The 6811-nt window shown below is 72.0% G+C and carries 6 protein-coding genes and 1 pseudogene; 5 read left to right on the forward strand and 2 right to left on the reverse strand.

From position 1 onward, the window contains the following. Nucleotides 1-27: 27 nt before the first annotated feature. Nucleotides 28-1311, forward strand: a complete 1284-nt coding sequence (locus tag ACWDSL_RS35800; RefSeq protein ID WP_450492117.1) for a cytochrome P450 — start codon at nt 28-30, stop codon at nt 1309-1311. Between the two features lie 66 nt (nt 1312-1377). On the opposite strand, the gene ACWDSL_RS35805 is transcribed toward ACWDSL_RS35800, so the two are convergent. Next, nucleotides 1378-2406 (reverse strand): ketoacyl-ACP synthase III family protein, encoded by a 1029-nt coding sequence (locus ACWDSL_RS35805; protein ID WP_450492118.1) that lies wholly within the window; start codon nt 2404-2406, stop codon nt 1378-1380. Nucleotides 2407-2612: 206 nt separating this feature from the next. On the opposite strand from ACWDSL_RS35805, the gene ACWDSL_RS35810 reads away from it, so the two are divergent. From ACWDSL_RS35810 to ACWDSL_RS35820, 3 genes are all read left to right on the forward strand, one after another. Continuing rightward, entirely contained in the window at nt 2613-3743 is a 1131-nt protein-coding gene (locus ACWDSL_RS35810; protein WP_450492119.1) for an acyl-CoA dehydrogenase family protein, read from the forward strand. Then, nucleotides 3740-5263 (forward strand): amino acid adenylation domain-containing protein, encoded by a 1524-nt coding sequence (locus ACWDSL_RS35815; RefSeq protein ID WP_450492120.1) that lies wholly within the window; start codon nt 3740-3742, stop codon nt 5261-5263. Before ACWDSL_RS35810 ends, ACWDSL_RS35815 begins: the two co-directional genes overlap by 4 nt. Before the next feature lie 75 nt (nt 5264-5338). Beyond that, nucleotides 5339-5608, forward strand: coding sequence for an acyl carrier protein (locus tag ACWDSL_RS35820; RefSeq protein WP_450492121.1), 270 nt, complete (start codon nt 5339-5341; stop codon nt 5606-5608). On the opposite strand, the pseudogene ACWDSL_RS35825 reads toward ACWDSL_RS35820, so the two are convergent. After that, a pseudogene (locus ACWDSL_RS35825) lies at nt 5596-6561 on the reverse strand ([protein-PII] uridylyltransferase family protein); the annotation flags it as partial. The gene ACWDSL_RS35820 and the pseudogene ACWDSL_RS35825 overlap by 13 nt on opposite strands. Nucleotides 6562-6622: 61 nt before the next feature. Between ACWDSL_RS35825 and ACWDSL_RS35830 the strand changes: the two are divergent. After that, nucleotides 6623-6811 (forward strand): FAD-dependent oxidoreductase (locus tag ACWDSL_RS35830; protein WP_450492122.1); only part of this gene is annotated, 189 nt, incomplete at its 3' end.

The raw sequence follows: 6811 nt of genomic DNA on the forward strand, positions 1-6811 counted from the left end.
GCTCCCAGGTCAGCCCTTGGAGGGAAGATGGATGCCCCACGCGACGCCCACGCCGGTGAGAAGCGCTATGACTCCGTGGACCTGTCGTCCCTGGCCTTCTGGTCGCAGACCGCCGAGCAGCGGGAGCGGTCCTTCGCCCTGCTGCGCGCCGAGCGGCCGGTGTCCTGGCACCGTCCGGTGGAGGGGAGGTTGCTGCCGGACCCGGACGACACGGGCTTTTGGGCCGTCGTCCGGCATGAGGACATCGTGACGGTCAGCCGCCGCACCGATCTGTTCGCCTCGTCCGCCGGTGTGCTGCTCGAGAACATCCCCGAGGGGCTGGTCGAAGGCTCCCAGTCCCTGCTCGCCATGGATCCGCCCCGGCACACCAAGATCAGGCGACTGGTCAGCGGCGCCTTCACCCCGCGGCACATCCTTGGGATGCGACAAGGGATCGAGGCCCACGCGCGGCGGATCGTCGCCGAGTTGGCCCACCGCCCCGACGGCAGCGCCGACTTCATGCGGGACTGCGCATCGCTGCTGCCCATGCGCGTGATCTCCGATGTGATGGGCATCCCCCGCGAATGGCAGGACACCGTGGCCGCGACGGTCTCCCAGAGCATCAGCGGCACGGACGGGGAGGGCGGGCACGAGCAGAGCCCGTTGGAGCTGCTGGTCGAGGGCCACCGCAGACTGCGCGACATGGCCCTGAATCTGGCCGGGTTACGGCGTGGCCGCCCGGCCCAGGACCTGATGACCGTCCTGGTCCAGGCCGAGGTCGACGGGGACCGGCTGACCGACGCCGATATCGCCGACTTCTTCCTGCTGCTGTGCCTGGCCGGCAACGACAGTACGACGCTGACCATCGGCCACGGGCTCAGGCTGCTCACCGACCTGCCCGAGCAGCGGGCCTGGCTGCTGGCCGACCTCGACGGCCGGATCGGCTCCGCCGTGGAGGAGATCCTGCGCTACGCCACACCCGTGCTGACCTTCCGCCGTACGGCGGTGGCCCCCACCCGGCTCGGCGGCCGGCATATCGCGGCCGGGGACAAGGTGGTGATGTTCTACGCCTCGGGCAACCGCGACGCGGCCGTCTTCCGCGAACCGGGACGTTTTGATCTCGCCCGCGACCCCAACCCCCAGCTCTCCTTCGGCGGTGGCGGTGCGCACTACTGCCTGGCGGCCCAGCTCGCCAGGGCGCAGCTGAGGATCCTCTTCCGGGAACTGCTGCGGGTCCTGCCCGATATCGAGGCGGGTGAGCCCGAGTTCGTGGCCGGGACGTCCATCCACGGAATGACGCGGCTGCCCTGCCGGTTCACGCCGCGCGCTTGAGATGCCGTCCATGTCGTACGGCGGCGCAGCCGCCCTCGCGGTCAGCGCCTCCCGTCAACAGCCGGGTCAGGGTGCCCACGGCGGAAGCGCGGTGAGCTCCACGACGGCTGCCGCGATGCCCAGGCCGGGGCCGGAGCCGACCATCAGGACGCGGTCGCCGGGGCAGAGCTCGCCGGCCAGGAGCAGATGCTCCAAGGAGACCAGCTGATCGCCGGCCATGAGGTGGCCCACCCCGCGGCCGAAGCCCCAGGCGGACTGCTCCAGGGTGCGGCCCAGGGAGGACAGCCACGCATCGGCCAGTTCCCGGTTCGCATGGGCGGTGACGACGCGGGTCATGTCCTCGGCGGCGACGCCCGCCTCATCGAGGGTTTGGGCCATCAGCTCGCCCTGAGCCTTCATCACCCTCAGCATCCAGTCCTTCGGTGCGTCGTCACCGCCGAGGAATTCCCGCTGCCTGGCGCCCAGGTCGAGCGGCACCGGCCGGGCCGAGCCGGACGGATTCAGTGGCTGGGTGCCGCGGTGCAGGGCTTCGAGCTCCGGTACGGCCTTGGAGTTGACGGACAGCAGCCGGGCGAAGCCCGCGGACCGGGTGAGCACCAGCGCTGCCGCGCCGTCGGCGAGGAGATAGCCCGGGCTCGCCCGCCAGCGGTCCACCAGAGGTGAGCCCATGTTGTCGGCCGCGACGATCAGCGCCGCCTCGCTGCCGCCGCCCCGAAGGTGCGCCGCCGCCAGTTCGAGGGCGCCGAAGACGCCGTTGCATCCCTGCCGTACGCCCACCGCCAGCAGATCGCCGCCGACCGCCTCGCGCATCACATACGACTGCGGAAGCCAGCCGTCGGGGCCGCAGCGGTAGCCCTCGACGTAGAGCAGCAGCCCCAGCTCCGAGATATCGCCGCCCCAGCGCCCCAGGGCCGTACGGACCGCGCGGACTCCCATCTCCGGCGCGGGGGTGTCGCCCGCGACAGCCGCGCCCAGCAGACCGGAGCGCTCCGCTTCCGCGGCGTCCAGCCATCCCCGCCGGACGGCCTCGGTCACGCTGACGCTGTCGGGCAGATAGGTCCCGACGGCGGCGATGTACACATCCGATGTCCGCATGTACGTGCACCCCTTCGCGCCTGTCCGTGAATTTCGGTTCGGCTTTTCTCCATATACGCCGACGCGGAAGAGAGGCGGTCGCTTCCAACTCGAATACACCTCAGCCGGCGATGGAGTCCGTGAATTTCTTTTTCCCCTCCCTTGCGATCGTCGAGCGTTGCGGCTACACCTGAAATTCGCTTTTCCCGGAACAGGAGGGCGGCCCCATGGACTTCACACTCAGCGGACAACAACGCGACCGTTGCGCAAGCGTCCTGGCCCGAATGGGCCGATGGCCCGCCACGGCGCACACGGCGTACACCCGCGCCGAATGGTCCCGACTCGCCGCCCTGGGGCTGCTCGGGGCGAGCGTGCCGACGGCGGAAGGCGGCGGCGGGCTCGGCGCGTTGGACACCGCGCTCGTCTTCGAGTCCGCCGGCCGCGGCTGCGCGGACACCGGAATTCTGTTCGCCGCCGCCGCTCATCTGTTCGCCTGCGGAATGCCGATCCTCGATTTCGCGCCACCCGATACGCGTAAGCGGCTGCTCCCCCGAATGTGCTCCGGGGAACTGATCGCCGGAAACGCCATGACGGAGCCGGAATCCGGCTCGGATGTCGCCCGGCTGACGGTGACCGCGCGGCGGGTCGCGGACGGTTTTCTGCTCAGCGGCACAAAGAGCTTTGTGAGCAATGGACCGGTGGCCGATGTGTTCGTGACGTACGCGACCACCGATCCGCGGGCCGGGCATCTGGGGGTGACCGCGTTCGTCGTCGAGCGTGGCGCGCCGGGGCTGGCCGTGGGGCAGCCGCTGGACAAGATGGGGCTGCTGTCGTGTCCGGCCGCGGCGGTGACGTTCGACGACTGCTTCGTACCGGACGAGCAGGTGCTCGGCGCCCCCGGCCAGGGCAGCGCGATCTTCCAGCACTCCATGCGGTGGGAGCGGTCCTGCCTCTTCGCGGTGTATCTGGGAGTGCAGCAGCGGCTGCTCGACCGGTGTGCGGAGCACGTACGGCAGCGCCGGCAGTCCGGCAGGCGGCTGGCCGAGTTCCAGTCGGTGAGCAACCGCGTCGTCGATATGAAGCTGCGGCTGGAGAGCGGGCGGCTGCTGCTCTACCGGGCGTGCGACGCGCTGGACCGCGACGACCCGGACGCCTCCCTGTGGGTTTCGCTGTCCAAGCTGGCCGTCTCCGAGGCGGCCGTGGCCAGTTCGCTGGACGCCATGCAGCTGTTCGGCGGCCGGGGCTATCTGCGCGAGGAAGGCATCGAGGCGACGGTCAGGGACGCGCTCCCGACGACCGTCTTCTCCGGAACCTCCGAGATCCAGCGGCAGTTGATCGCAAGGAGCATGGGGCTGTGAGCCTTGGGACTGTGAGCCTGCACCGACTGGTGGTCGAGGCCGCCGAACGCACTCCGGAGGCGCCGGCCGTCCACGATATGACCGGCGGCCTCAGCTACGGCCGGCTCGACGCGCTCGCCGACCGGTACGCCGCGGCGCTGCTCGACGCGGGCGTGCGGCCCGGGGACCGGGTGCTGCTGTGGACGGGCAAGAGCGCCGACGTGGTCGCGCTGATGCAGGCCGTGCTGCGGATCGGGGCGATCTATGTGCCGGTGACACTGTCCAACCCGATCGGCCGGGTCCGCCGGATCGTCGCGGACTGCCGCCCGTCGCTGGTGGTGACCGACCTGGACGACGCCCCCGCCCCGGCGGACCCGGACCTCGTCCTGGCCCTCGACCCGGGCCTGGACGGTCCGCGGGTCGCGGTGGTCGACCGCACCGCGCTGCGGGACGCCGCCGAGCCGGGACGACGCCCCGCACACCACCCCGCCGCACCCGACGACCCCGCGTACATCCTCTACACCTCGGGCTCCACCGGCGAGCCCAAAGGCGTCTGCCTGAGCCACCGCAACGCGCTGTCCTTCATCGACTGGGCCGCCGAAAAGCTGCGCCTGCGGCCCGCCGACCGGCTGGCCAACCACGCGCCCTTCACCTTCGACCTGTCGGTGTTCGACCTCTACGGCGCCTTCCGGGCCGGGGCCTCGGTGCACCTCGTCCCCGACACCTTGACCCATGCCCCCGACCAGCTCATCGATGTGCTCGCCCAGCGGCGGATCACCGTCTGGTACTCGGTGCCGTCGGCGTTCCTGCTGTTGCTGCGCGAAGGGCGGCTGCTGGACCGGGGGCCGCTGTCCCTGCGCACCTGCGTCTTCGCGGGCGAAGCCTTCCCGCTCAAGGACATCAAGCGGCTGCGCGCGGCCTGGCCCGGCGTACGGCTGCTCAATTGGTACGGCCCCACGGAGACCAATGTCTGCACGTCCTACGAGGTGACCGCCGCCGACCTGGTCCGTACGACGCCGCTCCCGATCGGCACCGGATGCTGCGGGAACGACGTACGCCTGGAGCCCCGGCCGGACGGTACGGCCGAGATCGTCGTCAGCGGCCCGACCGTGATGCTGGGCTACTGGGGCCGGCCGCCGCACCACGGCCCGTACCGGACCGGGGACCTCGGCCGCCGCGATGCCCACGGCGATCTGGAGTATCTCGGCCGGTTCGACGACCTGGCGAAGGTGCGCGGGCACCGGGTCGAACCGGGTGAGGTGGAGGCCGCCCTCGGCGCGCATCCGGCGGTCGGGGATGTGGTGGTGCTCGTCTCGGGCGGCAGCGACGCGGCACGGCTCCACGCCGTCGTCGTGCCGCACCCCGGGCAGCGGCCACAACTGCTCGACCTCAAGAAACACTGCGCCTCGCTGCTCCCCAGCTACATGATCATCGACGCGGTGCACACCGTCGAGGCCATCCCCCGCGGCCCCAACGGCAAGACCGACCGCGCGGCCCTCGCACGGGAGTTGCGGACGGGGGAGCCGGACCGCCGCACCTGACCGCCGCACCTGACCGCCGCACCTGACCGCCGCGCCTGACCGCCCTGCCGCCGCCCTTGAACACGTGGAGTGCCCATGTCCGACACCGAACGCTCGACCCTGCTGGACACGCTTCTCGGCTATGTCCGGAACGAGTTGGTCGCCGATCCGGACCTCGCCGAGATCACCCCGACCACACCGCTGCTGGCCTGGGGCATCCTGGACTCGATCCGGACCGCGCGGCTGCTGGCCCATCTGCGGGACGAACTCGGTGTCCTGGTGCCGGCCGCCCAGCTGACGGGCGCCCACTTCAAGGACGTGGAGAGCATCACCGATCTCGTGCTGTCCCTGCGTCAGCCCTCGTAGTCGTAGAACAGCCGGTCCACCACCGCACGCGCCCGCCGCGTCGTACGGCGGTAGTCGTCGAGCATCTGGCCGACCATACCGGGCCCGTAGCCCAAGTAGCGGGAGACCGCGGCCAGTTCGCGGCTGTCGCCGGGGAACGTGTCGCCGGGGCGGCCACGGACCAGCATGATGCCGTTGCGCGCGCGGGTGGCCAGCACCCAGGCCTCGTCCAGGGTCTGCGCGTCCTCCGCGCCGATCAGCTCGGCGGCGTGGGCGGCGGCCAGGGCCTCGCGGGTGCGGGTGGTGCGCAGGCCCGGTTCGGCCCAGCCGTGGCGCATCTGGAGCAGCTGCACCGTCCACTCGACGTCGGACAGGCCGCCGCGGCCCAGCTTGGTGTGGGTGGTGGGGTCGGCGCCTCGGGGCAGCCGCTCGGACTCCATCCGGGCCTTGAGCCGCCGGATCTCGCGGACCGCGTCGTCGCCCAGGCCCTCGGCCGGGTAGCGCAGCGGATCGATCAGCTCGATGAAGCGGGCGCCGAGCTCGGGGTCGCCCGCGACCGGCTCGGCGCGCAGCAGCGCCTGGCTCTCCCACACCAGCGACCAGCGCCGGTAGTAGGCGGCGTACGAGGCGAGGGTGCGCACCAGCGGGCCCGACTTGCCCTCCGGCCGCAGATCGGCGTCGATGGCCAGCGGCGGGTCGACGGTGGGCAGCTGGAGCAGCCGCCGCATCTCGTTGGCCACGGCGAACGCGGCGCGCGCGGCTTCCTGTTCGTCCACGCCCTCGCGCGGCTCGTGGACGAACAGCACATCCGCGTCCGAGCCGTAGCCCAGCTCATGGCCGCCGAACCGGCCCATCCCGATGACCGCGAAGCGGGTGGGCAGCTCCTCGCCCCACTTCGCGCGCACCGCGGCGCGCAGCGCGCCCGCGATCGTCGCGGCGTTGAGGTCGGAGACGGCGTCCCCGACCAGGTCGACCATCTCGGCCGGGTCCAGCGGCGGCTCGGCCACCCCCGGCACGCCCGTGGCCGCGGAGGTCGTGGCAGCGGTGGCCGTGCCCGCCGTGGACGTGGCGGCGCGGGCGGTCCCGGCGGCATGGGCGGTCCCTGCGCCTTGGACGGTGCCGGCCGGCTTCGCGGCCGCCCATCGGCTGCTGACCGGCGGGGCCCGGGTGACCGTGCTGGAGGCGTCCGGCCGGCTCGGCGGCAAGCTGTACGCGGGCGAGATC

Source organism: Streptomyces sp. NPDC000941 (assembly GCF_053599555.1).